The 26,009-nt window shown below is 71.9% G+C and carries 23 protein-coding genes; 11 read left to right on the forward strand and 12 right to left on the reverse strand.

Translation table 11 applies throughout. The features are described from left to right. Positions 1 to 162 precede the first annotated feature (162 nt). Both ACFZP7_RS14440 and ACFZP7_RS14445 read left to right on the forward strand, forming a co-directional pair. Positions 163 to 1,914, forward strand: a complete 1,752-nt coding sequence (locus tag ACFZP7_RS14440; protein ID WP_127440443.1) for an LCP family protein — start codon at positions 163 to 165, stop codon at positions 1,912 to 1,914. 77 nt (positions 1,915 to 1,991) lie between these two features. Then, on the forward strand, positions 1,992 to 3,662 hold the full coding sequence (locus ACFZP7_RS14445; protein WP_385634559.1) for an LCP family protein: 1,671 nt from the start codon (positions 1,992 to 1,994) through the stop codon (positions 3,660 to 3,662). Between the two features lie 6 nt (positions 3,663 to 3,668). Here the strand turns inward: ACFZP7_RS14445 and ACFZP7_RS14450 are convergent, their stop codons facing one another. Beyond that, positions 3,669 to 4,715, reverse strand: a complete 1,047-nt coding sequence (locus ACFZP7_RS14450) for a glycosyltransferase family 2 protein (RefSeq protein WP_019329988.1) — start codon at positions 4,713 to 4,715, stop codon at positions 3,669 to 3,671. A 138-nt stretch (positions 4,716 to 4,853) separates the two neighbouring features. On the opposite strand from ACFZP7_RS14450, the gene ACFZP7_RS14455 reads away from it, so the two are divergent. Further along, positions 4,854 to 6,356 (forward strand): LCP family protein, encoded by a 1,503-nt coding sequence (locus tag ACFZP7_RS14455; RefSeq protein WP_246605181.1) that lies wholly within the window; start codon positions 4,854 to 4,856, stop codon positions 6,354 to 6,356. A 12-nt stretch (positions 6,357 to 6,368) separates the two neighbouring features. Here ACFZP7_RS14455 and ACFZP7_RS14460 read toward each other — a convergent pair whose 3' ends face one another. Continuing rightward, the gene (locus tag ACFZP7_RS14460) at positions 6,369 to 7,646 is read right to left on the reverse strand and encodes an LCP family protein (protein ID WP_203613565.1); all 1,278 of its coding nucleotides are present in this window, start codon (positions 7,644 to 7,646) and stop codon (positions 6,369 to 6,371) included. A gap of 119 nt (positions 7,647 to 7,765) precedes the next feature. Here ACFZP7_RS14460 and ACFZP7_RS14465 point away from each other — a divergent pair, with 119 nt between their 5' ends. Continuing rightward, positions 7,766 to 8,332: an acyl-CoA thioesterase gene (locus ACFZP7_RS14465; protein WP_019329985.1), complete on the forward strand. Its 567-nt coding sequence runs from the start codon at positions 7,766 to 7,768 to the stop codon at positions 8,330 to 8,332. 34 nt (positions 8,333 to 8,366) lie between these two features. On the opposite strand, the gene ACFZP7_RS14470 is transcribed toward ACFZP7_RS14465, so the two are convergent. Further along, a complete protein-coding gene (locus ACFZP7_RS14470) occupies positions 8,367 to 9,524 on the reverse strand; it encodes an acyl-CoA dehydrogenase (protein ID WP_019329984.1) in 1,158 nt (385 codons plus the stop codon). Between the two features lie 179 nt (positions 9,525 to 9,703). Here ACFZP7_RS14470 and ACFZP7_RS14475 point away from each other — a divergent pair, with 179 nt between their 5' ends. Further along, complete coding sequence (locus ACFZP7_RS14475; protein ID WP_019329983.1) at positions 9,704 to 11,047, forward strand: UDP-glucose/GDP-mannose dehydrogenase family protein; 1,344 nt, start codon at positions 9,704 to 9,706, stop codon at positions 11,045 to 11,047. 141 nt (positions 11,048 to 11,188) lie between these two features. Here ACFZP7_RS14475 and ACFZP7_RS14480 read toward each other — a convergent pair whose 3' ends face one another. Then, on the reverse strand, positions 11,189 to 11,695 hold the full coding sequence (locus ACFZP7_RS14480; protein WP_385634560.1) for a CGNR zinc finger domain-containing protein: 507 nt from the start codon (positions 11,693 to 11,695) through the stop codon (positions 11,189 to 11,191). A 109-nt stretch (positions 11,696 to 11,804) separates the two neighbouring features. Here ACFZP7_RS14480 and ACFZP7_RS14485 point away from each other — a divergent pair, with 109 nt between their 5' ends. Together ACFZP7_RS14485 and ACFZP7_RS14490 are read left to right on the forward strand one after the other, a co-directional pair. After that, the gene (locus ACFZP7_RS14485; protein WP_019329981.1) at positions 11,805 to 12,176 is read left to right on the forward strand and encodes a VOC family protein; all 372 of its coding nucleotides are present in this window, start codon (positions 11,805 to 11,807) and stop codon (positions 12,174 to 12,176) included. A 32-nt stretch (positions 12,177 to 12,208) separates the two neighbouring features. Then, entirely contained in the window at positions 12,209 to 12,601 is a 393-nt protein-coding gene (locus tag ACFZP7_RS14490; RefSeq protein ID WP_046250358.1) for a VOC family protein, read from the forward strand. Between the two features lie 13 nt (positions 12,602 to 12,614). On the opposite strand, the gene ACFZP7_RS14495 is transcribed toward ACFZP7_RS14490, so the two are convergent. Next, positions 12,615 to 13,745 carry a dipeptidase gene (locus ACFZP7_RS14495; protein ID WP_031021403.1) on the reverse strand — a complete coding sequence of 377 codons (1,131 nt, stop codon included), beginning with the start codon at positions 13,743 to 13,745 and terminating at the stop codon, positions 12,615 to 12,617. A 179-nt stretch (positions 13,746 to 13,924) separates the two neighbouring features. Between ACFZP7_RS14495 and ACFZP7_RS14500 the strand changes: the two genes are divergently transcribed. Next, positions 13,925 to 15,235: a PQQ-binding-like beta-propeller repeat protein gene (locus tag ACFZP7_RS14500; protein WP_385634561.1), complete on the forward strand. Its 1,311-nt coding sequence runs from the start codon at positions 13,925 to 13,927 to the stop codon at positions 15,233 to 15,235. 49 nt (positions 15,236 to 15,284) lie between these two features. Here the strand turns inward: ACFZP7_RS14500 and ACFZP7_RS14505 are convergent, their stop codons facing one another. From ACFZP7_RS14505 to ACFZP7_RS14515, 3 genes are read right to left on the reverse strand one after another with little or no spacing between them, the layout of a single operon-like run. Further along, positions 15,285 to 16,463, reverse strand: a complete 1,179-nt coding sequence (locus ACFZP7_RS14505) for a dipeptidase (protein ID WP_019329978.1) — start codon at positions 16,461 to 16,463, stop codon at positions 15,285 to 15,287. 5 nt (positions 16,464 to 16,468) lie between these two features. After that, the gene (purE, locus tag ACFZP7_RS14510; RefSeq protein ID WP_029394366.1) at positions 16,469 to 17,011 is read right to left on the reverse strand and encodes a 5-(carboxyamino)imidazole ribonucleotide mutase; all 543 of its coding nucleotides are present in this window, start codon (positions 17,009 to 17,011) and stop codon (positions 16,469 to 16,471) included. Further along, positions 17,008 to 18,147 (reverse strand): 5-(carboxyamino)imidazole ribonucleotide synthase, encoded by a 1,140-nt coding sequence (locus ACFZP7_RS14515; protein WP_030973847.1) that lies wholly within the window; start codon positions 18,145 to 18,147, stop codon positions 17,008 to 17,010. Before ACFZP7_RS14515 ends, purE begins: the two co-directional genes overlap by 4 nt. 166 nt (positions 18,148 to 18,313) lie before the next feature. Here ACFZP7_RS14515 and ACFZP7_RS14520 point away from each other — a divergent pair, with 166 nt between their 5' ends. Then, positions 18,314 to 18,886 (forward strand): GtrA family protein, encoded by a 573-nt coding sequence (locus ACFZP7_RS14520; RefSeq protein ID WP_030973838.1) that lies wholly within the window; start codon positions 18,314 to 18,316, stop codon positions 18,884 to 18,886. A 40-nt stretch (positions 18,887 to 18,926) separates the two neighbouring features. Here the strand turns inward: ACFZP7_RS14520 and ACFZP7_RS14525 are convergent, their stop codons facing one another. After that, entirely contained in the window at positions 18,927 to 20,198 is a 1,272-nt protein-coding gene (locus ACFZP7_RS14525) for an ATP-binding protein (protein ID WP_019329974.1), read from the reverse strand. A gap of 52 nt (positions 20,199 to 20,250) precedes the next feature. After that, entirely contained in the window at positions 20,251 to 20,928 is a 678-nt protein-coding gene (locus ACFZP7_RS14530) for a response regulator transcription factor (RefSeq protein WP_019329973.1), read from the reverse strand. 539 nt (positions 20,929 to 21,467) lie between these two features. Here ACFZP7_RS14530 and ACFZP7_RS14535 point away from each other — a divergent pair. After that, positions 21,468 to 22,964: an oligopeptide:H+ symporter gene (locus ACFZP7_RS14535; protein WP_046250362.1), complete on the forward strand. Its 1,497-nt coding sequence runs from the start codon at positions 21,468 to 21,470 to the stop codon at positions 22,962 to 22,964. A gap of 474 nt (positions 22,965 to 23,438) precedes the next feature. Here ACFZP7_RS14535 and ACFZP7_RS14540 read toward each other — a convergent pair whose 3' ends face one another. Further along, entirely contained in the window at positions 23,439 to 24,098 is a 660-nt protein-coding gene (locus tag ACFZP7_RS14540; protein ID WP_385634562.1) for an ATP-binding protein, read from the reverse strand. Positions 24,099 to 24,287: 189 nt separating this feature from the next. Further along, on the reverse strand, positions 24,288 to 24,665 hold the full coding sequence (locus ACFZP7_RS14545) for an STAS domain-containing protein (RefSeq protein WP_019329970.1): 378 nt from the start codon (positions 24,663 to 24,665) through the stop codon (positions 24,288 to 24,290). Positions 24,666 to 24,905: 240 nt separating this feature from the next. On the opposite strand from ACFZP7_RS14545, the gene ACFZP7_RS14550 reads away from it, so the two are divergent. After that, positions 24,906 to 25,832 carry an RNA polymerase sigma factor SigF gene (locus ACFZP7_RS14550; RefSeq protein ID WP_193449257.1) on the forward strand — a complete coding sequence of 309 codons (927 nt, stop codon included), beginning with the start codon at positions 24,906 to 24,908 and terminating at the stop codon, positions 25,830 to 25,832. Positions 25,833 to 26,009 lie beyond the last annotated feature (177 nt).

The raw sequence follows: 26,009 nt of genomic DNA on the forward strand, positions 1-26,009 counted from the left end.
CGGCGTGCCACCGAAGTCGTTCGACGCCGAACCGGGCGGATAGTGTGAGCGCTCCGGTGCCCCCGCCGCGAGGTCCGCCCTGGCGTCGTGCACATGTTGACCCTTTATCGTGCGCCTTCAGGCAGAAGGTGCCGCGTGGCCCCTACGGAGGATTGGGAGACCGTGGACGCGCAAGGACGTGGGCGGGCAGACGACGTCGACCCCGCAGACCAGTGGGTACTGAACCCGCGCACCGGTGAATACGAACTGCGACTGCCCCCTTCCGCACCGCAGTCGCCCGTGCCCGGTCCCCGCAGGCCCGCCCCCCGCACCGGCGGCGCCTCCTCCCCCGCCGACGGCGCCGCGAGCGGCACCCGCCGTACGGCCGCGCCCGGCCGGGAGGTGCCGCCCCAGCGCAGGCGCCGTACGGCACCCGAGGAGCCGGCCCCCGGGCGGCGCGGACGCCGCCCGGCGAAGAAGTCGAAGGGGAAGAAGGCCCTGCTGTGGGCCGGCGGAAGCACGGCCTTCGTCGTCCTGGTGGCCGGTGTCGGCGGATACCTGTACCTCAAGCACCTCGAGGGCAACGTCACCACGACGGACGTCGGCAGCGCCGGAAGCAGCAGCTTCAAGAAGGACGAAGCCTTCAACATCCTCATCATCGGCACCGACAAGCGCACCGGCGCGGGCAACGAGGGCTACGGCGACAAGGGCAGCGTCGGCCACGCCGACACCACGATCCTGCTGCACGTCGCCGAGGACCGCTCCAACGCCACCGCGCTCAGCATCCCCCGCGACCTGATCGTCGACATCCCCGACTGCGAGACCACGCAGGAGGACGGTTCGACTGAGATCGTCCCCGGGGAGCAGGACGTCCGCTTCAACCGGAGCCTCGGCGAGGACGGCCGGGACGCGGGCTGCACCATGCGCACGGTGGCGGAGGCGACGGGCATCAAGCCCGACCACTTCATGATGGCCGACTTCAACGCGGTCAAGACGCTCACCACCGCCGTCGACGGCGTCGACGTCTGCGTGGAGAAGGCCGTGGACGACCCGAAGTCCCATCTCAAGCTGCCCGCCGGTGAGTCCAAGGTCGAGGGCGAGCAGGCCCTCGCCTTCGTCCGCACCCGGCACGCCTTCGGCAACGAGGGCGACCTGGACCGCATCAAGGTGCAGCAGCAGTTCCTGGGCTCGCTGATGCGGAAGATGGCCTCCGGCGACACCCTCACCAGCCCCACCAAGCTGGTGAAGCTGGCCGAGGCCGCCACCAAGGCGCTGACCGTGGACAAGCCCATCGGCAACGTGGGCACGCTCAAGGACATCGCCCTGGAGCTGAAGAAGGTGCCGACGAAGAACATCACCTTCATGACGGTGCCGGTGATCGACAACCCGGCCGAGCCGAAGCCGGTGACGGTCGTCCTCAAGCCGGGCACCGCCGAGCAGGTCTTCAGCACGATCCGCAACGACATCTCCTTCACCGAGGTCGAGAAGAAGGAGAAGGCGGCGAAGAAGAAGGAGGCCGCCGCCGTCGCCGCCCGCCTGGAGGGCGAGAAGTCCGACCCCTCCGAGGTCCGCGTCCGCATCCTCAACGGCGGCGCCCCGGCGGGCAGCGCCCAGCAGGAACTCAACTACCTCCAGACCACGGCCGGCGTCACCAAGTCCGAGAACGCGGGCAACGCGCAGGCCGAGGCCGCCAAGACCACCCTGGAGTACGCCCCCGACCAGGCCGACCAGGCCCGCGCCCTCGCCGAGATCCTCGGCCTGTCCGGCGCCGCCATGAAGCCCGGCGAGAGCGTCACCAACGCCCAGGGCCTGCCCACCATGACCCTCACCCTCGGCAAGGACTTCAAGGGCCCCGGGGTCAAGCTCGACGCCACGTCCGTGGAGACGCCGGACGTGGACAAGACGACGGCCGACCAGAAGTTGTGCGCCAGTTGACCTGACGGGCCCGCCGTACGTCTCACAGGGCGGCGACGGGCCCGCGCCGCGGCGCGGGGGTGGGGAGGGACGCGGAGATGACGCGGAGCAGTGTGCGGGGGAGCACGCAGGGGGAGGACGCCCGGCAGGGCGCACCGGACGGCCCCGAGGGGGCCGAGCGGGCCGAGGGGGCCGAGGCCGCCCTCGACGGGGCCGGTGACGCGGACGGGGGCGGAGGCAGAGGCGGCGTCGCGGCCGTCGGACGCCGCCCGGGCCGGGGCCGTCGGGCCCGCCGGGTGCTGCGCTGGACGGCGTTGACGCTCGCCGTGCTCATAGTGGGCACGGCGGGCGCCGGTTACCTCTACTACGAGCACCTCAACAGCAACATCGAGAAGGACCCGCTGAACCTGGGCGACAGCAAGGTCGCCGCGCCGACGCCGAACGCGGCCGGGCAGACCCCGCTGAACATCCTGGTGATCGGCTCCGACGCCCGGGACAGCGAGGAGAACCAGCAACTGGGCGGCGCCCGCGAGACGTTCGGCTCGACGCCGCTGGCGGACGTGCAGATGCTGGTGCACCTCTCCGCCGACCGCAGCAACATGTCGGTGGTCAGCATGCCCCGCGACACCCTGGTGCACATCCCCAAGTGCACCGACCCGGACGACGGGAAGGTCTACCCGGCGAGCGAGGGCCGGGTGATGACCAATCAGAGCCTCGGCCACGGCGGCCCCGGCTGCACGGTCGCCACCTGGCAGGAGCTGACCGGCATCCACATCGACCACTTCGTCATGGTCGACTTCGCGGGCGTGGTGTCGATGGCGGACGCCGTCGGCGGGGTACCGGTCTGCGTGGACGCCAACATCCACTCCCGCGACGCCCAGGGCCACGGCTCGGGCCTCAAATTGGCGAAGGGCACCCACCCGATCAAGGGCGAGCAGGCCCTGCAGTGGCTGCGCACCCGTTACGGCTTCGAGGACGGCAGCGACCTCGCGCGGGCCAAGGCCCAGCACATGTACCTGAACTCGCTGGTGCGCACACTGCGCGAGAACGCCACGCTGAGCAACCCGAACAAGCTGCGCCGGCTCGCCGAGGAGGCCACCCGGGCGCTCACCGTCGACCCGGGCCTGGACACCGTCAAGAAGCTGTACGACCTGAGCAATGAGCTGCGCCAGGTGAAGCCGGAGCGCATCACCATGACGACGATGCCCAACCGGTACGTGGGCGCCCGCGTGGAGCCGACCGAGGACGCGGAGCAGTTGTTCCGGCTGGTGCGCGAGGACATCGCGCTGGACGGCAAGGACGCGGAGAAGAAGGAGCCCTCCCAGGAGCCCGAGGCGCCGGCCGACCCCGCCGCCCCGGACGGGGAGATCGCGGTCCAGGTGCGCAACGGCACCCGCACCGACAGCCTGGGGGCGGCCCGCGGACGGGCCGACACGGTCGCCGGGCTGCTCGTGGAGCGGGGCTTCGACCGGGCCCTCGCCGACCCCTCGGTGCTGCCGAGCGAGGAGCGCACCGTCGTCCGCTACCCGAGCGCCGACCTCGAGGGCGACGCGCGGCGGGTCGCCGAGTCCCTGGGCGTCCCGGCGAGTTCGGTGCGGCGCTCGACCGACGTCTCGGGCGTCACCGTCGTCGTGGGCGCCGACTGGCGCGAGGGCACGGCGTACCGGGCGCCCCAGGCCGACGACACCACGCCCGAGTCGGCCGAGGCCCTCAACGGCGCGGACGAGGGCGCCTGCATGCACGTGAACCCGGCGTTCACCTGGTCCTGACGGACCTCACCTGGCGCCGGCGGCGTCGGCGTCCGGCTGGACCGCCGGGCGCCGGGAGGCGATGACCCGCCTGGCCAGCGAGCGCGGGCTGGTCAGAAAGCCCCAGCCCCAGGACATGTGCATGGTCGCCAGCGCCACCGGGATCTGCGCCCGTGCCTTGAGCCCGAGGCCCTTGCCGGCCGGCAGGGACCCGGCGACGATCGCGGCGAGGTAGCCGCCGGGGACGACGAAGCCCCACGGGGTCAGCGCCACGCCCACGACGACGCCGGCGGCGATCGCGCACACGGCGGTCGGCGGGGCGAGGTAGCGCAGGTTGATGGAGCCGGCGTGGTAGCGGGCGACGACGTGCCGCCAACGGCCGTAGTCCTTGTACTGCTTGGCCAGCGCCCGCACGGACGGCCGGGGCCGGTAGGAGACCCGCAGCTCGGGCGAGAACCAGATCAGCCCGCCGGCCTCGCGGATGCGGAAGTTCAGCTCCCAGTCCTGGGCGCGGATGAACTCCTCGTTGTACCCGCCCTGCCGCTCCAGCGCCTCGCGCCGGAAGACACCGAGGTAGACCGTCTCGGCGGGACCCGCCTGGCCACCGGTGTGGAAGGCGGCGTTGCCCACGCCGATCTTCGACGTCATCGCGGCGGCGACGGCGTCCTCCCAGGCGTTCTCGCCCTCGGCGTGCATGATGCCGCCCACGTTCTGCGCGCCGGTCTCCTCCAGGAGCCGTACGGCCGTGGCGATGTAGTTCGGCGACAGCATGCCGTGGCCGTCGACGCGCACGACGACCGGGTGCCGGGACGCCTTGATGGCGGCGTTCAGCGCGGCGGGCGTGCGGCCGGTGGGGTTCGGCACGGTGTGGACGCGGGCATCCTCGGCGACGAGTTCGGCGGCGATCTCGTCCGTGCGGTCCGTCGAGGGACCGAGGGCGATCACGACCTCCATCTCGCCGGCGTACTCCTGGGCGAGGATGGCGCGGACGGCGCCGCGCAGATGCCGCTCCTCGTTGAGGACGGGCATGATCACGGAAACGGCGGGCAGCCGCACGTCGGACTTGGCGTTCATCGGTGCTCACGTTACCGCGAACGGGGGACACGGGTGCGCGCCGCGGGGGTCACAGCCCCGGGCCGCAGATCGTATGGGCCTACGGTGCTCACGGATCGCACGTCCGGCCGCACGGCCCGTCCCCGCGGAGGTGTCACCTTGCCCACGCCGCCCCGCTCCCCCCGGGTCCCGGCCGCCACGTCCCGGGGCGTCCCTCCGCCGCAGCGCGGGGCCTCCGGGCGTCCGCCCCGGCCCCCCGTACGGCGCAAGCGCCCGCGCTGGGCCGTGCGGGCGGTGACCGCCCTGTCGGTGGTGGTGCTCGCCTCCGCCGGGATCGGGCACGCGGTGCTCTCCGGCCTGGGCTCGGACATCACGCGGGTCGACGCCTTCAAGGACATGAAGAACCGGCCCCGCGCGGGCGACGGCATGAACGTGCTGCTGGTCGGCACCGACGGCCGCGACCGGATCAGCGAGGAGGAGCGCCGGAAGTACCGGCTGGGCGGCGCACCCTGCCACTGCACCGACACGATCATGATCGTGCACCTCTCGGAGGACCGGGAGCGCGCCAGCGTGGTCAGCCTGCCGCGCGACTCGTACGCCGAGACGCCCGACCACACCGACCGCACCACCGGCGAGCAGCACAAGGGCCACCCGGTGAAGCTGAACGCGGCCTACGCCGAGGGCGGCCCGCAGCTGACCATCCGCACGGTCGAGAAGATGACCCGGGTGAAGATCGACCACTACCTGGAGGTCGACTTCACCAGCTTCATGAGGACCGTGGACGTCCTCGGCGGCGTAGAGGTCTGCACCGCGGAGCCCCTCAAGGACAGCCACACCGGGCTCGACCTGCCGGCCGGCACGCACACGCTGATGGGCGGGCAGGCGCTGCAGTACGTCCGCGCCCGCCACCTCGACGGCGCCTCCGACCTGAGCCGGATGAAGCGCCAGCAGCGCTTCCTGGCCGCCCTGATCGACCGTGCGACGTCCTCGGGGCTGCTGCTGAACCCGCTGAAGTTCCGGGACGTCACCCAGGCGGTGCTGGGCTCGGTACGGGCCGACAAGGGGTTCGGCACCGACGAGATGCTGGCGCTCGGGCGGGCGATGCGGAACTTCTCGCCCTCGTCCTCCGAGTTCACCACCGTGCCGATCGGACAGATGGGCTACGCCGTCAAGGGCGTCGGCTCGACCCTGAAGTGGGACCCCGCCGAGTCCGAGCGGATCTTCGACGCCCTGCGCGAGGACGAGCCGCTGGCCCGGCCCAGACCGAAGCCGAAGGGCCCGGCGCCGGTCCGGGTCCCGGTGGACCCGAAGCAGATCCGGGTCCAGGTGGAGAACGGCACGCGCACGCCGGGTCTCGGCAAGCGGGTGGACGACGCGCTGGCCGCGACCGGCTTCCGCACCACCAAGGTGCCCAGGAACGCCACCGACCGCGCGGTCGAGCGGACCGTGGTCGCCTTCGACCCCCGCTGGGACCGCTCGGCGAAGTCGCTGGCCGCCGCGCTGCCCGGCAGCGAGCTGCGCCCGGTCAAGGGCCAGGGCCCGACGCTGAAGGTGATCGCGGGCGCCGGCTTCGAGAAGGTCGCGCGGGTGAGGCCGGCGGACCCGCCGCAGGAGTCGGGCACCGTGGTGCGGGGCGACGAGGTGGTCTGCGGCAAGCAGTGACCGGTGACGGGCTCAGTTGCCCGTCACGGTGACCTTCTCGTCGTTCTTCAACTGCTCGACCAGCTTCTTCACCTTGGCGTCGTCCCACTTCAGGTTGCCGCCGACGCTGCCCGAGATCGGCATGTTCATCGAGGTGCCGTCGCCGCCGCTGACGCTCTTCATCGCCCAGAACATGCTCGCCAGGTCGAACAGGCCCATGTCCTTGTCGACGACGAGGGAGTCGAGTCCGGCGCCCATGGTCGGGTACAGCTTGAACGGGTTCAGGACCGTGGACGGGGTGGCCACCTGGTTGGCCAGCGCCGACAGGAACTTCTGCTGGTTCTTGGTGCGGTCCAGGTCGGAGCCGGCCAGCGCGTACCGGGTGCGGACGAAGGCGAGGGCGTCCTCGCCGTTCAGGGTCTGCTTGCCCTTCTTGAAGTCGGCGCCGGACTTCGGGTCCTTGATGTCCTGCGGGATGTCCATCTCGACGCCGCCGACCGCGTCCACGATGTTCGCGAAGCCGGCGAAGCCGATCTCGACGTAGTGGTCCAGGCGCAGCCCGGTGTTGTGCTCGACGGTGCGCACCAGCAGCTCGGGGCCGTCCTCCGCGTACGCGGCGTTCAGCTTCACGTGCCGGCCGGTGCCCTCGTACTTCTTGCCGGACTCGGAGCCGACGAAGCTCGGGATCTCGACGTCCGAGTCGCGGGGCAGGGAGATCAGCGTCGCCCCGTTGTCCCCGGTGTGCAGGATCATCATCGAGTCGGTGCGCTTGCCCTCGGCGGAGCCGGTGTGCAGGTCCTTCTTCTGCTCGTCGGTCATGCCCTCGCGGCTGTCGGAGCCGACGATCAGGTAGTTGGTGCCCTCGCCGGCCTCGGGCCGCTCGATGACCTTGGAGAGGTCGACCTCGCGGTTGAGCTTGGAGTCGGCCCAGAAGTAGGTGCCGACGGTGGTCACGACCAGCGCGGTCACCACGGTGATCGCGGTCCACTTGATCCGTCGCCGCCAGTCGGGCGCGGGCCGCCCCTGGCGCGGGCCCGGACCGGCGGGGCCGCGGCCGCCGGGGCTGCCGTAGACCTGGCCGGTGTTGTAGCCGCTGTCGTAGCCGCCGTGGCCCTGGCCGTCGACGTACGACGGCTGCTGCGGCACACCGGCGCCGTGCGGCGGGGCCGACGGGCCCGGGCCGGACGGCGGCGGAGCGCCGCGACGGACCTGACGCATCACACGGGCGCTCTCCGGCCGCGCGCTCGCGCTGCCGCGTCCGTACCCGCCGCCGCGGTTGTCACCGGACCATCCCTCGGGCCAATCATTCATGCGCACCAGTGTGCAGGTCCGCCCTGAGCGCCATACAAGGGTCGTCGGAAAATAGGGGCGGCGCTGTTGCGAAGCTGACACAAATCACGCGCCTGTCGTCCCGGCATAAGGTGGAGGCCATGACAGACCAGGCAGAACCGGCCTCGGCCGCGCAGTCGGCGACTCCGGAGATCCCGGGCAAGCCGACCTCGGCGTCCCGCACCACCCTGAGCCACATCATGACCCACAGCGACACCAACCTCCTGGGCACCGTGCACGGCGGTGTGATCATGAAGCTGGTGGACGACGCGGCGGGCGCCGTGGCCGGACGGCACTCCGGCGGCCCCGCCGTCACCGCGTCCATGGACGAGATGGCGTTCCTCGAACCGGTCCGCGTCGGCGACCTCGTCCATGTGAAGGCCCAGGTCAACTGGACCGGCCGCAGCTCCATGGAGGTCGGGGTGCGGGTCATGGCCGAGCGCTGGAACGAGTCCACGCCCGCCACCCAGGTCGGCTCGGCCTATCTGGTCTTCGCCGCGGTGGACGCCGACGGCAAGCCCCGCACGGTCCCGCCGGTCATCCCCGAGACCGAGAAGGACAAGCGCCGCTACCAGGAGGCCCAGATCCGCCGCACCCACCGCCTGGCCCGCCGCCGCGCGATCATGGAGCTGCGGGAGCGGCGGGTGGCGGAGGGGTACGAGGACTGAGTCCTCCCGGACGCCTCGGGCGCGCGCGTGCCGGTTACGGCAGGTTGCGCGCCATGACGATGCGCTGGACCTGGTTGGTGCCCTCGTAGATCTGGGTGATCTTGGCGTCGCGCATCATGCGCTCCACCGGGTAGTCGCGCGTGTAGCCGTAGCCGCCGAGGAGCTGGACGGCGTCCGTGGTGACCTCCATGGCCACGTCCGAGGCGAAGCACTTGGCGGCCGCGCCCTGGAAGGTGAGGTCGCTGTCACCGCGCTCGGACTTGGCCGCGGCGGCGTACGTCAGCTGGCGGGCGGCCTCGATCTTCATGGCCATGTCGGCGAGCATGAACTGGATGCCCTGGAAGTCGGCGATCGGCTTGCCGAACTGCTTGCGCTCCTGGACGTAGCCCTTGGCGTAGTCGAGGGCGCCCTGGGCGATGCCGAGGGCCTGGGCGGCGATGGTGATGCGGGTGTGGTCCAGCGTCTTCATGGCCGTCGCGAAGCCGGTGCCCTCCGCGCCGATCATCCGGTCGGCGGGGATGCGGACGTTGTCGAGGTAGACCTCGCGGGTCGGGGAGCCCTTGATGCCGAGCTTCTTCTCCGGGGCGCCGAAGGAGACGCCCTCGTCGGACTTCTCGACGACGAAGGCCGAGATGCCCTTGGAGCGCTTGGTGGGGTCGGTGACGGCCATCACCGTGTAGTACTCGCTGACGCCCGCGTTGGTGATCCAGCGCTTGACGCCGTTGAGGACCCAGAAGTCGCCGTCGCGGACGGCCTTGGTCTTCATGCCGGCCGCGTCCGAGCCCGCGTCGGGCTCGGAGAGGCAGTAGGAGAACATGCCGTCGCCCTTGGCGAGCGGGGTCATGTACTTCTTCTTCAGCTCCTCGGAGCCGGAGAGGATCACCGGCAGCGAGCCGAGCTTGTTCACGGCGGGGATCAGGGAGGAGCTGGCGCAGGCGCGGGCGACCTCCTCGATGACGATCACCGTGGCGAGCGCGTCGGCGCCCGCGCCGCCGTACTCCTCGGGGACGTGCACCGCGTGCAGGTCGTTCGCGGTCAGCGCGTCCAGCGCCTCCTGCGGGAAGCGGGCCTCCTCGTCCACCGCGGCGGCGTACGGCGCGATCTTCGCCTCGGCCAGGGAGCGGACGGCGTCGCGGAGCATGTCGTGCTCCTCGGACGGGCGGTACAGGTCGAAGTCAGCCGATCCGGCCAAGGTCTCTCACGCTCCAAAACGCTGTGATGCTGGGCACGCTAACTACCGTTAAGTAACCCAAATTTTAGAGCGTCGTCCGCGTTCGTGGATAGGTGAGCTTGACGACAGCCGCTCGACGGGGTTCTCCCGCGTCCCGGATATGCTCGGGCGCGCACCTGCCGTACACCTCTGGAGCACCCATGGCCCTCAAGATCACCGTGATCGGCACCGGCTATCTCGGCGCGACCCACGCGGCGGCCATGGCGGAGCTGGGGTTCGAGGTGCTGGGCCTGGACGTGGTGCCCGAGAAGATCGAGATGCTCCAGCGGGGCGAGGTCCCGATGTACGAGCCGGGGCTGGAGGAACTGCTGGCCAAGCACGTCGCCGGGATCGAGGGGTCCACCGGGCGGCTGCGCTTCACCACCGACTTCGCCGAGGCCGCGGCCTTCGGCGACGTGCACTTCCTGTGCGTCAACACACCGCAGAAGCACGGCGAGTACGCCTGTGACATGTCGTACGTCGACTCCGCGCTGGCCTCGCTGGCCCCGCACCTGACCGGCCCCGCGCTGGTCGTCGGCAAGTCGACCGTGCCCGTGGGATCCGCCGACCGGCTGGCCGCCTACCTCGCCGAGCACGCGCCGGCCGGGGACGAGGCCGAGCTGGCCTGGAACCCGGAGTTCCTGCGCGAGGGCTTCGCCGTCAAGGACACCCTGCACCCGGACCGGATCGTGGTCGGCGTGCGCAGCGAGCGGGCGGAGAAGACGCTGCGCGAGGTGTACGCGACGCCCATCGCGGAGGGCTCGCCCTTCGTCGTCACCGACTTCCCGACCGCCGAGCTGGTGAAGACCTCCGCGAACTCCTTCCTCGCCACCAAGATCTCCTTCATCAACGCGATGGCGGAGGTGTGCGAGGCGGCCGACGGCGACGTGGCCAAGCTGGCGGAGGCCATCGGCTACGACGACCGGATCGGGAAGAAGTTCCTGCGGGCCGGCATCGGCTTCGGCGGCGGCTGTCTGCCGAAGGACATCCGCGCGTTCATGGCGCGCGCCGGTGAGCTGGGCGCCGACCAGGCGCTGACCTTCCTGCGCGAGATCGACTCGATCAACATGCGCCAGCGCGGCCAGATGGTGGAGCTGACCCGGCAGGCGCTGGGCGGCGGCCCGTTCCTGGGCAAGCGGGTCGCGGTGCTCGGCGCCACCTTCAAGCCCGACTCGGACGACGTCCGGGACTCCCCCGCGCTGAACGTCGCCGGCCAGGTGCACCTCCAGGGCGCGCAGGTGACGGTGTACGACCCGAAGGGCATGGAGAACGCCCGGCGGCTGTTCCCGACGCTCGGGTACGCCGACTCCGCGCTGGAGGCGGTGCGCGGCGCCGACGTCGTCCTGCACCTCACCGAGTGGCGGGAGTTCCGGGAGCTGGACCCGGAGGCGCTGGGCGAGGCCGTGACGGCCCGGGTGATCCTGGACGGGCGCAACGCCCTGGACCCGGAGATCTGGCGCAAGGCCGGGTGGACGTACCGGGCGATGGGCCGTCCGACCGCCTAGGGCGGCACGCGACGAGAAGCGAGAACGACGACGCCGGCCCGGCCGAGGCTCACTCGGCCGGGCCGGCGTCGTTCCGTCGGTGCGCCGGGGCGGTCCCGCGACCGGCCGGTGCCCCGGTGGATCACCGTGGGCAGACCCGGCTCAGGCCCCCTTGGCCCGGTACCGGCGCATCTTGGCGCGGGCCCCGCACACCCGCATCGAGCACCAGCGGCCGCGACCGGCCGGGCTGCGGTCGTAGTACGCCCAGTGGCAGTCGGCGGCCTCGCACGCCTTCAGCCTCGCCCAGGTGCCGGCGACCAGCGCCTCGGCGACGGCGGCCGCGACCTTGCCGGTCAGCGAGCCGTCCCGGGCCGGGGCGAGGGCGGCGGCCCCGTCGGCCGGGTCGACGGTCACCACCAGCGGGGCGGCGGCCAGCAGCTCCCCCAGCGGGGTCACCGTGCGGTGCGGCGGGTGGCCGGCGTGGGCGAGCAGGACCGCACGCAGGGACTCGCGCAACTCACGCACCCCGGGCAGGTCGTCCTCCGTGACACCGAAACGCCCCCGGCCCTCCGGTGTGTCCAGCGAGTCGACGCCGGTCTCGAGGTCGATCGTGTTCACCAGGTCCTCGACCAGCGCCAGGCCCCCCGGCGCGGGCGATCTGTCACTCATGCTTGCGACGTTACCCCTCATGGGGGAGCATGCAGTAACCGTTACCGGTTACCCGTGCTCTGAAGGTAACCGCGCGGTCGACCGGACCGCGGACTCCAAGGAGGAAGTCATGGCCATCGCCGAACTGGGCGTCGTCGTTCTGGACTGTCCCGACCCCCACGCCCTGGCCCGCTTCTACGCCGACGTCCTCGGCGGCACCGTCGAGGACAAGAGCGACGGCCAGGACGAGTGGGTGGACCTCAACCTGCCCGGCGGTCAGACGCTGGCCTTCCAGGGCGCCCCCGAGTACGTACCGCCGAAGTGGCCGGGGCCGGACGGGGCGCAGCAGTTCCACCTCGACCTCGACGTGAAGGACCTGGACGCGGCGGAGAAGGCCGTGCTGGAGCTGGGCGCGAAGCCGCTGGACGCCGAGGACCGCTCCCGCACCTTCCGGGTTTACGCGGACCCGGCCGGGCACCCGTTCTGCCTCTGCGCCTGCTGAACACCCACCCCGTCGTCAACTCGGGAGGCCCCGTGGCATCCGTGGCCCGTTTCCGTTCCGTCGTCGTCGACTGCCCCGAGCCGGCCGAACTGGCCCGCTTCTACGCGCAGGTCGGCGGAGGCACGCCCGACGAGCAGGACCCGGACTGGGTGGTGCTCCAAGTGCCGGGCGGGCCGCGGCTGTCCTTCCAGCGGGCGCCCGGGCTGACCCCGCCCGAGTGGCCCCGCTCCGACCGCAACGCCCAGCAGTTCCACCTCGACTTCGACGGCGGGGCGACCTGGGCCGAGATGGACGCGGCGCACGAGCGGGTGCTCGCGCTCGGCGCCCGGCCCCTCGACCTGGAGGACCGGGAGGAGAAGGGGTTCATGGTCTACGCCGATCCGGCGGGGCACCCGTTCTGCCTGTGCCGGATCGAGCACGCCTGAGCCCGCGGGCGTCTCAGCCGTCGAGGTCGGCGATCGTCGCCGTCGACGGCTGCCGGCGCAGCTGGGCCGCGCGGGCGGTGAAGGCCGCGCCGCGCAGCACCCGCTGGACGTTGCCCCAGGTCAGCATGGCGACGTCCGCCTCGTCCCAGCCCCGGCGCAGCAGCTCGGCGATGAGCCGCGGGTAGCAGGAGGCGTCGCCCAGCTCCAGCGGGTGCGCGGTGCCGGCGTCGTAGGTGCCGGACAGGCCGACGCTGAGCGGGCCGGCCACCGAGCGGACGTGGTCGAGGTGGTCGGCGACGTCCCGGACGGTCGGACCGGTCTGCTCGGCCGTCAGCGGCACCATGCACAGGCCCCCGGCCGCGCCCAGCTCCACGAGCAGGTCGTCGGGGAGGTTGGCGGGGTGCGGGCGCAGGGCGCGGGCGGCGGAGCGGGTGCACAGCGCGGGCGCCTTGGAGACGGCGAAGGTGCGGCGGACGGTCTCGGCCGAGGCGCCGGAGAGGTCGGCGATCACGCCGAGCCGGTTCATCTCGCGGACCACCTCCTCGCCGAACCGGGTCAGCCCCGCCTCGCTCGCCCACCTCGCGCCGGTCAGGGTGAGCACGCGCAGGCCGAGGGCGTGCAGGGAGCGCAGGATGCCGAGGCAGTCGCCGATCGCGGTGGCGCCCGCGGGGCCCGGCAGCACGGCGACCCGGCCGCAGTTGCGGGCGTCGATGGCCTCCCCGGCGTCGTGGGCCAGGCGCAGGCCCTCCGGGTGGGCGCGCACGACCGTCTTGATCAGGTCCAGCTGCTCCAGGGTCGCGCCGACCGCCCGGTCCGCGTCGACCGCGTCGGGCAGGTGCAGCGACCAGAAGAGCGCGCCCACGTGTCCCGCGCGCAGCCGCGGCACATCGGTGTCGACGGCGCTCTCGCCCAGCTCCAGGTCGTACCAGGGCAGGTGCCTGAGCGCACCGGCCAGGCCGTTGTAGCCGTCGGCGACCGGGTGGGCGGCCAGCACGGCGTGGGCGCGGGTCAGGGGCTCGTCGCCGGGGTCGGACACGGGGGCGTAGGGCTCCGGCGGGAAGACCTCGGCGGCGGACGACGCGGGCAGGTCGTCGAGCCCGGCGGCCTCGGTGCCGGGGTGCAGGTCGTCCTGGAGGTCTGCCATGGCGGGCTCCGTACGGTCGTCGTGCGTTGAGGCCACCGTCGCACGGAGCGGAAAGGGCTTCCTGGTGGGCGGGGCGTTCGGGGGTACGGCGCACGCGCCCGGCCCGTCGGCGCGGCTCGGTGCGGCACCGCCCGGTTGGCTATCCTCACCTCCGTCTTGATCGACAGAGGGGGAACTTCATGAAGCACGGGGTGGCCGCACGGGGTGCCGTCGGTGTGGTGGCGGCGCTCGCGCTCTGCGCGTGCGGGGGATCCGGCGGTGACGACCCGAAGAGCACCGACTCCGGCGGCACGGCGTCCGCCGAGGCGTCCGCCACGCCCTCCGAGCGGATACGGCACGTCGAGGCGCCGAAGCGGTTCTCCACGGACCGGGCCGTCGCGCTGCCCGAGTCGGCCGGGGAGGGCAACGTCGCCATCGCGGGCGTACAGCATCCTCTGCCCATCGCCTTGGACAAGGGCGTCGTGTACATCGCCAGGCCCGACGGTCTGGAGATCGTCAGCGGGTACGTCCCCAGCGACCCGATCCTGATCACGCCCGAGCGCGAACCGCTCGCCAGGCTCGACGACCTGGGGCCCTTCGTGGGCGGCAACACGGCCCGCAGGCCGCTCGTCACGGAGCACGGCGGGAAGACGCTGGTGCTGGCGGCCCTCGTCGGTCGGGTGCCGGGAGCGGGCACGACCAAGGGCCACGACGCGCTGGAGCTGATGGCCGCCGACGCCGCGCAGGGCACCAAGGCGTGGTCGGTGGAGATCCCGCTCGCCGAGGGCCACTACTCCGTCGAGGAGGGTCAGAGCGAGGTCGTCGGGCGCAGTGGCCGCGTCGTGGTGGTCATGGGGCACGGGCAGCTCTTCGGCGTCGATCTCGACAGCCGCCGCAAGGTCTGGTCGGCGCCGGGCGACTTCCAGGAGGGGGCGGTCGTCGCGGGCGGCACCGTGGTGGGGCTGCGCCTGGACGAGGACGGCACCGACCGGCGGGTGGTGGGGCTCGACCCGGCCACCGGCGAGGAGCGGTGGTCCGAGCCCGGCGTGGCCGCCGAGCGGCTCTCCGCCGCGGGCCCGAAGACGGTGGTGGCGAGCGGGTACGTGGTCGACGAGGGCGACGGCGCCCTCCTGCTGGACGCGGCCTCCGGCAAGGAGGTGCGGCGCTTCCCCGGGGACTCGGCGACCGGCGGCACCTGCCGTTACGACGGCGCCTCCACCACCGTGTGCACGGACGCCGATCAGGTCGCCGCCTTCGACGCCGCGACGGGTCGGGAGCGGTGGGCGCTGCCCGACGAGGCCGGCACCCGCACCGCCCCCGAGGTGACGCTGGTGCGCGAGGGCCTGGTGTACGGCACCACCGCCGAGAACGGCCCGGTCGTCGTGGACGCCGCCACCGGCGAGGACGTGGAGACCCGGCCGGGGATCGCGCCCTACGTCAGTGACGGTTACGTCGGCATCGCCCTCGCCGAGGAGGACAACGCGGTGACGGCCTACCGGACCGCGGGCTGAGCCCGCCGCGCGCGGGTGGGCCAGGCGGCCGCACCCGCGCGCACCCGGATCAGCCGTCCAGCTCCTCGATCGTCGCGTGGGACGGGCCCCGCGCGGCCCTGAGCCCGCGGGCCACGTCCTCCGCGTCGCCCAGCACCCGGACGGCGTTCTTCCAGGTCAGTTTGGCCAGGTCGGCCCGCGACCAGCCGCGGTCCAGGAGTTCGGCGACGAGGTTCGGGTAGCCCGAGACGTCGTCGAGACCGTCCGGGGTGAACGGCGTGCCGTCGTAGTCACCGCCGATGCCGAGGTGGTCGACGCCCGCGACCTCGCGCATGTGGTCGAGGTGGTCGGCGACCGTGGAGACGGTGGCGACGGGGCGCGGGACGCGCTCCTCGAAGGCGGCGTGCACCTTCATCGCCTCGGGACTCGAGTCGAGGTGGTGGAAGCCGTGCGCGCGCATGTTCTCGTCGGCGGCGGCCGTCCAGTCCACGGCCGCCTGGAGCACGAACTTCGGCACGAACGTCACCATCGCCACACCGCCGTTGGCGGGCAGCCGTTCCAGCACGTCGTCCGGGATGTTGCGCGGGTGGTCGCACACGGCCCGGGACGAGGAGTGCGAGAAGATCACCGGCGCGGCGGAGGTGTCCAGCGCGTCGCGCATCGTCGTGGCGGCGACGTGCGAGAGGTCGACCAGCATGCCCTCGCGGTTCATCTCCCGCACCACCTCGCGGCCGAAGGCCGACAGACCGCCGACGCCGGGCTCGTCGGTCGCCGAGTCCGCCCACGCCACGTTGTCGTTGTGGGTGAGGGTCATGTAGCGCACGCCGAGCGCGTACAGCCCGCGCAGGGTGGCCAGGGAGTTGTCGATGGAGTGCCCGCCCTCGGCGCCCATGAGGGACGCGATGCGCCCCTCCGCGCGGGCCGCCTCCATGTCGGCGGCGGTCAGCGCCGCCCGCAGCTCCCCGGGGTGCCGGTCGATCAGCCGCCGTACGCAGTCGATCTGCTCCAGCGTGGCCGTCACCGCGCCGGGCAGGTCCGAGCGGACGTACACCGACCAGTACTGCGCGCCGACACCGCCGGCCCGCAGCCGGGCCAGGTCGGTGTGCAGGTGGGCGGACTGGTCGGCGGCGATGTCCCGGGCGTCGAGGTCGTAGCGGACCTGCTCGCGCAGCGCCCAGGGCAGGTCGTTGTGGCCGTCGACGACGGGGAACTCGCGCAGCAGCTCCCGGGCCCGGTCGAGCGAGGTCATCCGGGTCACTTCCCGAAGCCGAAGCCGGCCGCCGAGCCCGCGACCTTGTTGCGCAGCCGCTTGCCCTTCTCGGTGGCCTGGTCGTTCAGCTCCTGCTGGAACTCGCGCATCCGGGCCAGCAGTTCCTCGTCGTGGGCGGCGAGGATGCGGGCGGCCAGCAGACCGGCGTTGCGGGCGCCGCCGACCGAGACGGTCGCGACCGGCACACCGGCGGGCATCTGGACGATGGACAGGAGGCTGTCCATGCCGTCCAGGTACTTCAGCGGCACCGGCACGCCGATGACCGGCAGCGGGGTGACGGAGGCGAGCATGCCGGGCAGGTGGGCGGCACCGCCCGCGCCCGCGATGACCGCCTTCAGTCCGCGTCCGGCGGCCTGCTCGCCGTACGCGATCATCTCGTGCGGCATGCGGTGCGCGGAGACGACGTCGACCTCGTAGGGGATCTCGAACTCGTCGAGGGCCTTGGCGGCGGCCTCCATGACGGGCCAGTCGGAGTCCGACCCCATGACGATGCCCACAACCGGACTGACCGGGCTGGCCTGGCTCATTCGGTGATCGTCCCTCTCAGGTATCCGGCAGCGTGACGGGCGCGCTCCAGCACGTCGTCCAGGTCGTCGCCGTAGGTGTTGACGTGGCCGACCTTGCGGCCGGGCTTCACGTCCTTGCCGTACATGTGGATCTTGAGCTGCGGGTCGCGGGCCATGCAGTGCAGGTACGCGGAGTACATGTCGGGGAAGTCGCCGCCGAGGACGTTGACCATCACCGTCCACTTGGCGCGCGGGCGGGGGTCGCCGAGGGGGAGGTCGAGGACGGCGCGGACGTGGTTGGCGAACTGCGAGGTGATCGCGCCGTCCATCGACCAGTGGCCGGAGTTGTGCGGGCGCATCGCCAGCTCGTTGACGAGGATGCGGCCGTCGCGGGTCTGGAACAGTTCGACGGCGAGGTGGCCGACGACGTCCAGTTCCTTCGCGATGCTCAGCGCCATCTCCTCGGCCCGCAGGGCGAGGTCCTCGTCGAGGTCGGGGGCGGGCGCGATCACCGTGTCGCACACGCCCTTGACCTGCTGCGACTCGACGACGGGATAGGCCACCGCCTGGCCGTGCGGGGAGCGGACCACGTTGGCGGCGAGCTCGCGGACGAAGTCCACCTTCTCCTCCGCCAGCACGGGGACCCCGGCGCGGAAGGGCTCGGCGGCCTCCTCCGCGGAGTCCACGACCCACACGCCCTTGCCGTCGTAACCGCCGCGGACCGTCTTGAGGACGACGGGGAAACCGTCGCCCTCCGCCGCGAAGGCGGCCACGTCCGCCGGATCGCTCACGATCCGGTGGCGCGGGCAGGGCACGCCGATCGCCACGAGTTTCGCGCGCATCACACCCTTGTCCTGGGCGTGCACGAGCGCCTCGGGGCCGGGGCGGACGGGGATGCCGTCCGCCTCCAGGGCCTTGAGGTGCTCGGTCGGCACGTGCTCGTGATCGAAGGTGATCACGTCACAGCCGCGCGCGAACTCGCGCAACGTGTCCAGATCGCGATAGTCGCCTACGACGACTTCGTTCACGACCTGCGCCGCGGAGTCCTGGGGAGTGTCACTGAGGAGCTTGAACCTGATGCCGAGCGGGATGCCCGCCTCGTGTGTCATACGAGCGAGCTGGCCACCGCCGACCATGCCGACTACCGGGAACGTCACACCCCTAGCGTATCGGCCGCGCGGGGCCCACCTGTTTACCGGCCGTTTCCCGGCCCTTCCCGCGGCCCCCGGCCGCCGCCCCGGGTCCGTCCGCAGGAAGATCGCGCGTCCGGGTGGTTAGCATGAACGGATTGACGCCTACCCACGGACGGGGGCCTGCACGACCATGGGACAGGGTTCCTCGGGTGCTCACCCGGCTCCCCCGGCTGCGCCCGCACCCCGCGCCACCCTGCGGGCGCGGGTCGACCGGCTGGTCCGCGAGGTCGTGAAGTTCGGCGCGGTGGGCGGGGCGGGGGTTCTGGTGAACCTCCTGGTCTTCAACTTCGTACGGCACGTCACCGATCTCCAGGTGGTGCGGGCCAGCATCATCGCGACCGTCTTCGCGATCGTCTTCAACTACCTGGGCTTCCGGTACTTCACCTACCGGGACCGCGACAAGAGCGGCCGCACCCGCGAGATGTCGCTGTTCCTGCTGTTCAGCGCCGTCGGTCTGGTGATCGAGAACGGCGTGCTCTACACGGCGACGTACGGCTTCGGCTGGGACAGCCCGCTGCAGAGCAACATCTTCAAGTTCCTCGGCATCGGCATCGGCACGCTCTTCCGCTTCTGGTCGTACCGCACCTGGGTCTTCCGCACGCTGCCGGCCCCGGAGCCGGTGACGCGTGCGGAGACCTTCCTGGAGCACGAGCAGCCGACGGCGGTGCCGGCCACGGACGGGACCCCGGCGGTCCACCGCTGAGCCTTCGCGGCCGACGGGCCGCCCGGAGCGGCGCGGCCCGCTAGCGCACCGTCTCCCCCGAGTCCCCGGACGTCTTCGGCGGCTGGGTGCGGGAGAGGAACAGACCGAACACCGGGGGCCGGCCCTGGAGGAGTTCCAGCCGGCCGCCGTCGGCCTCGGCGAGGTCGCGGGCGACGGCCAGGCCGATGCCCGTGGAGTTGCGCCCGCTGATCGCCCGCTCGAAGATCCGCGCCCCCAGCTCGCCCGGCACGCCGGCCCCCTCGTCGGTGACCTCGACCACCGCCTGGTTGCCGGTCACCCGGGTCCGCAGGGCCACCGTGCCCCCGCCGTGCATCAGGGAGTTCTCGATCAGCGCGGCCAGCACCTGGGCGACCGCGCCCGGGGTGCCCACGGCCGTCAGGTGCCGCTTGCCGGAGCTGACGATCGCCCGCCCCTCGCTGCGGTAGGCGGGACGCCACTCGTCGATCTGCTGCTGGATGACGTCGTCCAGCTCGAAGGTGACGGCCGAGCCGCTGCGCGGGTCGCGGCTGTTGGTCAGCAGCCGGTCCACGACGTCCGTCAACCGCTCCACCTGCGACAACGCGATCGTCGCCTCCTCCTTCACCGTCTCCGGGTCGTCGGTGAGGGTGATCTCCTCCAGCCGCATCGACAGCGCGGTCAGCGGCGTGCGCAGCTGGTGGGAGGCGTCGGCGGCCAGCCTGCGTTCGGCGGTGAGCATCCGGGCGATGCGCTCGGCGGAGGAGTCCAGCACGTCCGCGACCCGGTCCAGCTCGGGGACGCCGTAGCGCTTGTGGCGGGGGCGCGGATCGCCGGAGCCGAGACGTTCGGCGGTCTCGGCGAGGTCGGTGAGCGGGGAGGCGAGGCGGTTGGCCTGCCGGATCGCCAGCAGCACCGCCGCGACCACCGCGAGCAGCGCCACCAGCCCGATGATCAGCAGGGTCCGGCCGACCTCGCGGGTCACCGAGGAGCTGGGCTCCTCGACGAGGACCGTCTCCCCCTCCTCGCCGGTGGCCGTGCCCCGGATGACCTCGCCGGTCGGGCGGCTGCCGACCTCGATGACCGGCTCGCCGGGGATGCGGATCTCGGCGTACCGGGCGTCCCGGATCTGCTCGCGCAGGAACTTGGCGTCGACCGACCCGGCGCCGAGCAGCCGGCTGTCCACGATGCTGGCCAGCCGCACGGCCTCCAGGTCGACCCGCTCCTGGGCGGTGCTGCTGATGGTGCGGGTCTCGACGATGACGAGCGAGACGCCGAAGACGGCGATCACGACGAGCACCACGGCGAGCGTGGACTGGATCAGTCGACGGCGCATGTCCTCTTACCCGGGCGGTCCTGGCGCCGTGGTCGGCGGGTGATGTCGCTGCTCAGTTCTTCTCGAAGCGGAAGCCCACGCCGCGCACGGTGGCGATGTAGCGCGGGTTCGCCGCGTCGTCACCCAGCTTCTTGCGCAGCCAGGAGATGTGCATGTCGAGGGTCTTGGTCGAGGACCACCAGGTGGTGTCCCAGACCTCGCGCATCAGCTGGTCGCGGGTGACGACCCGGCCGGCGTCGCGCACCAGCACCCGCAGCAGGTCGAACTCCTTGGCGGTGAGCTGGAGCTCCTCCTCGCCCATCCAGGCCCGGTGCGACTCGACGTCGATGCGCACGCCGTGCGTGGCGGGCGGCTGCGGCGGCTCGACGGCGCCGCGCCGCAGCAGGGCGCGGACCCGGGCGAGCAGCTCGGCGAGGCGGAAGGGCTTGGTGACGTAGTCGTCGGCGCCCGCGTCGAGTCCGACGACGGTGTCCACCTCGTCGGCGCGCGCGGTCAGGATCAGGATCGGTACGGCGTGCCCCTCGGACCGCAGCCTGCGGGCGACCTCCAGTCCGTCCATGTCCGGCAGGCCCAGGTCGAGCACGACCAGGTCGATGCCGCCCTGCAGCCCGGCGTCGAGTGCGGTCGGTCCGTCCTCACGGACCTCGACCTCGTACCCTTCCCGGCGCAGTGCGCGGGCCAGCGGCTCCGAAATGGACGCGTCGTCCTCGGCGAGCAGTACACGGGTCATGAGCTGATGGTAGTCCGCCCGGAGCGGGGCCCGGGGCGTGATCGCCAGGAGGCCGTCCCGCCCGGCCCCACATGCGGACGAGCCGGACACGCGCCCGCCGGCCCGCCCGACCGACCCCCCGGTACGGACTTGCGGCTGTGGGATGTCATCCTGTGAGGGACCTTCGAAAGATCGTTCGCGGTTCCGGTTTCACCTGTGATCCGTGTCTCAAGTCCTTCCATACCGGGCGGTGTCCTGCCGTATGGTGAATCAGCGCCTGTAGCACCCAGAGGACCTTTGGCGACTGTTCGACGCTGAAGGTCTCTTTTGTGTGCGGGCCGGCCCCCACGGCCGGCCTCGAAAGGAATGACCTGTGGCCGGGCCTCACCGCGTGCAGTGACGTACGCGAGGCGTGGATCCCGGTGGCCGCCGCCCACCGCTTCGCAATCCGGAGCGGAATCCCTCAGGCGTGGGACGGGCGGGCGAGGCCGCCGGTGCCGGCCGCCCCCCACCGGGCGCGCATCGCCTCATGAGCGCGTCCCGACCAGCAAGGATCGACCATGGCGTCCAGCCTGACGAAGGACTCGGTCACCCCGGGCACCCCCGGATCCGAGAAGACCTTCTTCGGCCACCCCCGCGGACTGGCCACTCTCTTCATGACCGAGATGTGGGAGCGTTTCTCCTACTACGGCATGAGGGCTCTGCTCCCGCTGTACCTGGTGGCCCCCGGTGGTCTCGGCATGAACGCCGGCACCGCCACCGCGATCTACTCGGTGTACCTCTCCCTGGTGTACCTGCTCACGATGCCGGGCGGCTGGTTCGGTGACCGCGTCTGGGGTCCCCGCAAGACCGTCGCCGTGGCCGGTGGCGTGATCATGCTCGGCCACCTCACGCTGGCGCTGCCGTCCTCCGGCACGTTCTTCGCGGGGCTCGGCCTGGTCGCCATCGGCTCGGGTCTACTGAAGGCCAACATCTCCACGATGGTCGGCCAGCTCTACAGCGGTCCCGACGACCCGCGCCGCGACGGTGGCTTCACCGTCTTCTACATGGGCATCAACCTCGGTGCCTTCGCGGCGCCGCTGATCATCGGCACCATCGGTGAGAACGTCAACTGGCACCTCGGCTTCGCGCTCGCCGCGGTCGGCATGGGTCTGGGCGTCATCCAGTTCCTGATCGGCAGCCGCCACCTGGCCCCGCACTCCAGCGTCGTCCCGAAGCCGCTGTCGGCCGAGGAGAAGACCTCGACGCTGCGCAAGGCCGCGTTCTGGGCCGCGCTCGCCGTCGTCTTCTACGCGATCGTCGGCTTCTCCGGTGTCTACACCCTGAACTGGATCCTGGTCCCGCTGACCCTGCTCGGCGTGATCATCCCGGTGCTGGTGCTGACCCGCATCAAGCGCGACAGGTCGCTGGACCGCGCCGAGCAGTCCAAGATGTCGGCGTACATCTGGTTCTTCGTCGCCGCGGCCGTCTTCTGGATGATCTACGACCAGGGCGGTTCGACCCTGGCGATCTTCGCCGACTCCTCGACGAACACCAGCGTTCTCGGGTGGGACTTCCCGGTCTCCTGGTTCCAGTCGGTGAACCCGGTCATCATCATGGCCCTGGCCCCGGTCTTCGCCACGCTGTGGCTGGCGCTGGCCCGCCGCGGCAAGGAGCCGAGCACGATCGTGAAGTTCTCGTTCGGCCTGGTCCTGGTCGGCGCGTCCTTCTTCCTCTTCCTGGCCCCGCTGGCCATCGCGGACGGCGGTCACAAGGCGGCCGCGCTGTGGCTGGTGGCGATCTACTTCGTCCAGACCTGCGGTGAGCTGATGCTCTCCCCGGTCGGCCTGTCGGTCACCACGAAGATGGCGCCGGTGAAGTACGCGTCCCAGATGATGGGCGTCTGGTTCCTGGCCGTCACCGCCGGTGACGCCACGACGGGTCTGCTCTCCATCGCCGGCGTCGACCTCAACAAGACGGGCATCGTGGCCGCGGAGGCCGCCCTGGCCGTCCTCGCCGGTGTCGCGATCTGGATGTACCGCAAGCGCGTCAAGGAACTCATGGGCGACGTCCGCTGAGGTCTGCCGACCCGGCTGTACGGCTCTGGTCTCCGGAAGGGCCACCGCATCCCACGTGGGTGCGGTGGCCCTTCGGGCGTTTCGGGGGCGTGCCGGGGGCGGGAGTGAACGGCTGGTGCGCCCGGAGGAGCCGGGGCGCGGGGTGGGGCCGAACGGCCCCGGGGGAGGTCACGGGGAGCCCGGTCCTGGGCGGAGCCCTCCGGGCGGTCGGGGACGCCCCTCCGGGACAGACGCCGGTTCGGGACACGGGTGCACGCCCGGACTACGGGACGGAACCCGACGGTCATCGCTCGGCGGGCCGAGCCGAGTGGGGCGGTGGGAAGCTCCGTAGGTGCGGGACGCGGGACGAACGACGCCCGCCGCGGTCGCCACGCGGCCGGGCCGGGCCGATCAGGACAGGCGGACAGGCGTGCAGGCGGGCAGGCGCACAGGGCGGTCAGGCGGTCAGGCGTGTGGGACGCCGGAGCCCGTCGGCTACCCCGGCGCCCCGAGTTCCGCCCAGACGCGCTTCCCCGGGACCCCCGGCGTCCGTACGACGCCCCAGTCCAGGCACAGCCGCTGCACGATGAACATGCCGTGCCCGCCGGGACGCCCGGCGCGATGGGGGGTACGCGGTGCCGGCTGACCGGTGCCGCGGTCGGAGACCTCCAGCCGGATCACCTTCTTCTCGCAGGTGATCGACAGCTCCTCCGGCCCCTCCGCGTGCAGACACGCGTTGGTGACCAGCTCGGAGACGACGAGCAGGACGTCCTCGGCGGCCGCCCGCTGGTCCGCCGTGGCGGAGGGCAGCCAGCCCCAGGCGTACAGCGCCTGGCGGGTGAAGTCACGGGCGAGCGGGACCACCCCGCTCTGGTCGTCGAAGCTCAGCCGGCGTACCTGCCGCCCGCCGCCGCCCGCGGCGGCTCCCCCGGGGGTGCCCTCGGGAGCGTCCGGGCCCGCGCCCGCGGGCGCGGACACCGAGGCGGGCGGGGACGACGAGGCCGCCCCGGACGCACCGATCACGGCGGCGTGCCCCGCGGACACACCGCCCTCCTCGGACTCCCCGGACCCGGGCAGGCCCCCCTCGGACGCCCCGGAAGCGCCGCTGGGCTCCGGACCGCGGTCGCCCGGCGAGTAGGGCCGGGTGGTGCTCATCAGCGCTTCACCTCACCGATTCACCAGTTCACGTTTCGAAGTCGTACGTCGTACACAGTCAGTTCAGGGACTCTCCTGCCCGACCGGACCGTCCGAACACCCCTGTATTCGGCACGGAACTCGTGACGGTGTGGAAACGCCCGCCCCAGGGAGCGCACGGAACCCGCCACCGGCCGGACAAGGAGCAGCTCAGTCGGACTGGCCGGCCAGCGCGGCGTCCAGCGTGTCATGGAGGGTGAAGACCGCTTCGGCCCCCGTGATCTCGAACACGCGCGCCACCACCGGCTGCATGGCCACCAGATGCACCCCGCCCCCCGCGGCCTCCGCCTTCAGCCGCGCGCCGAGCAGGACGTTGAGTCCCGTGGAGTCGCAGAACTCCAGGCGCGAGCAGTCGACGACGAGCCGGTTGAATCCCTTGGCGAGGCAGTCCTCCAGCGGCTCGCGCAACAGATCGGCGGTGTGGTGGTCCAACTCACCCGCCGGGGTCACGACGGCACTGGGGCCCTCTTCCCGTACCTCCACCAGAAGCCGGCCCGACTGGGCACTGCCGACCGTCCCGCGGTCCATGCCGTTTCTCTCTCCCGAGGTCGTGACTGCTTGCTGACGCCCTCGAACACTACGCCTTCCCCGCGCACTCCGACACCCGAACAACCGCACACAAACGGACATACCCACACAGAACACACTTGCGGTGGGCTCGGTAAACCCGGTAGGGCTAGTAGGACACGTAAACCGACACGGCCGGCTTTGGAGGCGCCGCACACCGCAGTGCACGTATTTGGCTTCGGCAGCCGTATGCCGAGAACGATGGAGGACATCATGTCACCCCGGCTCGACGGATCGCGTACCCAGGAAGCGACGTCGACACTCCCTCCGGAACATCTGGATCCCATCGAGCACCGCGAAGCGGTCGTCGACCCCGACGACGCGCTCGCCGGGCTTCCGGACATCCCCGCGTACGACGAGGTCGCTCCGGCGGACGCCCGGGCCCTGTCCAAGACCCTCTTCGAGCGACTGGAGTCGCTGGAGGAAGGCACCCACGAGTTCGCGTACGTACGCAACACGCTCGTCGAGCTCAACCTCGCGCTGGTGAAGTTCGCCGCCTCCCGTTTCCGCTCGCGCAGCGAGCCGATGGAGGACATCATCCAGGTCGGCACGATCGGCCTGATCAAGGCGATCGACCGCTTCGAGCTGTCGCGCGGCGTCGAGTTCCCCACCTTCGCGATGCCGACCATCATCGGCGAGATCAAGCGCTTCTTCCGGGACACCTCGTGGTCCGTGCGCGTCCCGCGCCGCCTCCAGGAGCTGCGCCTCGACCTGGCCAAGGCCGGTGACGAGCTGGCCCAGCGCCTCGACCGCGCCCCCACGGTCTCCGAACTGGCCGAGCACCTCGGCCTGTCCAGGGACGAGGTGGTCGAGGGCATGGCGGCGTCCAACGCCTACACCGCCTCCTCCCTGGACGCCCAGCCGGAGGAGGACGACGCCGAGGGCGCGCTGGCCGACCGGATCGGTTACGAGGACCACGGCCTCGAGGGCATCGAGTACGTCGAGTCGCTGAAGCCGCTGATCGCCGAACTCCCCTCCCGGGACCGGAAGATCCTCTCCCTCCGCTTCGTCGCCGGGATGACCCAGTCCGAGATCGGCGAGGAACTGGGCATCTCCCAGATGCACGTCTCGCGCCTGCTGTCGCGAACCCTCGTGAAGCTGCGCAAGGGGCTCACGGTCGAGGAGTGATCCTCACCGGGTGACGCTTGTCCTCCAGGGGGGCGGTCCGAAGTCGGGCCGCCCCCCTTCGGGTCGCCCGGCGCCGACGCGGGGCGCCGAGACGGAACGGCCGCCTGTTACCCGCGGACACCTCTTTCCTCCCACGCCTCGTTCCACCACTATGAGCACCCTCCAAACTGGCCGGTA

It is taken from the genome of Streptomyces sp. SudanB5_2050, from assembly GCF_964272335.1.
GTDB lineage: Bacteria > Actinomycetota > Actinomycetes > Streptomycetales > Streptomycetaceae > Streptomyces > Streptomyces rochei.

Excerpts from the sequence above, each read along its gene's own strand:
- ACFZP7_RS14465 (WP_019329985.1), top strand. The coding sequence starts at position 7,766 with ATGACAGACCAGGCAGAACCGGCCTCGGCCGCGCAGTCGGCGACTCCG.
- ACFZP7_RS14475 (WP_019329983.1), top strand. The coding sequence starts at position 9,704 with ATGGCCCTCAAGATCACCGTGATCGGCACCGGCTATCTCGGCGCGACC.
- ACFZP7_RS14540 (WP_385634562.1), bottom strand. The coding sequence starts at position 24,098 with ATGAGCACCACCCGGCCCTACTCGCCGGGCGACCGCGGTCCGGAGCCC.
- ACFZP7_RS14445 (WP_385634559.1), top strand. The coding sequence starts at position 1,992 with ATGACGCGGAGCAGTGTGCGGGGGAGCACGCAGGGGGAGGACGCCCGG.
- ACFZP7_RS14520 (WP_030973838.1), top strand. The coding sequence starts at position 18,314 with ATGGGACAGGGTTCCTCGGGTGCTCACCCGGCTCCCCCGGCTGCGCCC.
- ACFZP7_RS14505 (WP_019329978.1), bottom strand. The coding sequence starts at position 16,463 with ATGACCTCGCTCGACCGGGCCCGGGAGCTGCTGCGCGAGTTCCCCGTC.
- ACFZP7_RS14460 (WP_203613565.1), bottom strand. The coding sequence starts at position 7,646 with ATGAATGATTGGCCCGAGGGATGGTCCGGTGACAACCGCGGCGGCGGG.
- ACFZP7_RS14535 (WP_046250362.1), top strand. The coding sequence starts at position 21,468 with ATGGCGTCCAGCCTGACGAAGGACTCGGTCACCCCGGGCACCCCCGGA.
- ACFZP7_RS14485 (WP_019329981.1), top strand. The coding sequence starts at position 11,805 with ATGGCCATCGCCGAACTGGGCGTCGTCGTTCTGGACTGTCCCGACCCC.
- ACFZP7_RS14550 (WP_193449257.1), top strand. The coding sequence starts at position 24,906 with ATGGAGGACATCATGTCACCCCGGCTCGACGGATCGCGTACCCAGGAA.
- ACFZP7_RS14545 (WP_019329970.1), bottom strand. The coding sequence starts at position 24,665 with ATGGACCGCGGGACGGTCGGCAGTGCCCAGTCGGGCCGGCTTCTGGTG.
- ACFZP7_RS14530 (WP_019329973.1), bottom strand. The coding sequence starts at position 20,928 with ATGACCCGTGTACTGCTCGCCGAGGACGACGCGTCCATTTCGGAGCCG.
- ACFZP7_RS14525 (WP_019329974.1), bottom strand. The coding sequence starts at position 20,198 with ATGCGCCGTCGACTGATCCAGTCCACGCTCGCCGTGGTGCTCGTCGTG.
- purE (WP_029394366.1), bottom strand. The coding sequence starts at position 17,011 with ATGAGCCAGGCCAGCCCGGTCAGTCCGGTTGTGGGCATCGTCATGGGG.
- ACFZP7_RS14495 (WP_031021403.1), bottom strand. The coding sequence starts at position 13,745 with ATGGCAGACCTCCAGGACGACCTGCACCCCGGCACCGAGGCCGCCGGG.
- ACFZP7_RS14480 (WP_385634560.1), bottom strand. The coding sequence starts at position 11,695 with ATGAGTGACAGATCGCCCGCGCCGGGGGGCCTGGCGCTGGTCGAGGAC.
- ACFZP7_RS14450 (WP_019329988.1), bottom strand. The coding sequence starts at position 4,715 with ATGAACGCCAAGTCCGACGTGCGGCTGCCCGCCGTTTCCGTGATCATG.
- ACFZP7_RS14500 (WP_385634561.1), top strand. The coding sequence starts at position 13,925 with ATGAAGCACGGGGTGGCCGCACGGGGTGCCGTCGGTGTGGTGGCGGCG.